Source organism: Synechococcus sp. R6-7 (genome assembly GCF_047461695.1).
GTDB lineage: Bacteria > Cyanobacteriota > Cyanobacteriia > Thermostichales > Thermostichaceae > Thermostichus.
The window spans coordinates 1-967 of the sequence record NZ_JANSHS010000432.1; the positions used below are offsets into that span (position 1 = coordinate 1).

Consider the following 967-nt stretch of genomic DNA (forward strand, 5'->3'; position numbering starts at 1 on the left):
CGCATAGCGCGGGTGTCGGGTAGTTTACACAACTCTACCGGCTCAAGCCCCATGCCCTCGCTTGGAGGGGAATCCTTGAGGGAAACTATAGAAGAAAATCTATTCTCTAGCATGATCTCTATAGTAACGTTCAATGATAGGCTGCCCATAGCGTGGAGGGCTTTGGGGCATGCTGAGCCAAGCGAAAGAACAACAGTCCGGCGGCAAGAGATTTCTGGATTGGCACCGACGTCTGAGCCTAGACAACTGGCGCGGGGATCTCTTCGGCGGGTTGACGACGGCGATTGTTTCCTTGCCGATGGCCTTGGCCTTTGGGGTGGCTTCGGGGGCAGGGCCGGTGGCGGGCTTGTACGGAGCAGTATGCGTGGGCTTTTTTGCGGCTCTGTTTGGGGGTACGCCCACGCTCATCTCCGAACCCACCGGGCCGATGACTGTGATGATGACGGCGGTGGTTGCTAATGTTACAGCCCGCTATCCGGAGCAGGGGCTGGGGCCGGCCTTCACCGTGGTGATGCTGGGGGGCTTGTTTCAGGTGTTGTTTGGATCCCTGAAACTGGGTAAATACATCACCCTCATGCCCTACAGCGTTATCTCCGGCTTTATGTCCGGGATCGGCTGGATCATGATTTTGCTGCAGATCCCGCCGCTTTTGGGCCACGCCAGCCAGGGGGGAGTGATTGGGGCGGTGCAGAACCTGCCGACCTACCTGCTCAACCTCAAGATGCCAGAGCTGGGGCTGGGGCTGCTGACGCTTGCCATCCTTTTTGGCTATCCCAAGCCCTGGCGACGGGTGGTGCCGCCGCAGTTGGTGGCTTTGGTGTTGGGAACGCTGGCGGCCAGCTTGTTCATGGCCGATTGGGATTTGCGGCGCATTGGCCCTATCCCCACCGGTTTGCCGCAGTTGCAGTGGCCGCAGTTGCCCTTTGCTTCCCTGGCCAACTTGGTGCTGGATGGGGTGGTGCTGGGG

The 967-nt window shown here is 59.6% G+C and carries 1 protein-coding gene; it reads left to right on the forward strand.

Annotated features, from left to right (window positions below; genetic code table 11):
* Positions 1-169: 169 nt before the first annotated feature.
* Positions 170-967: SulP family inorganic anion transporter (locus tag NW815_RS12245; RefSeq protein WP_414416067.1), on the forward strand; the 798-nt coding region annotated here is incomplete at its 3' end.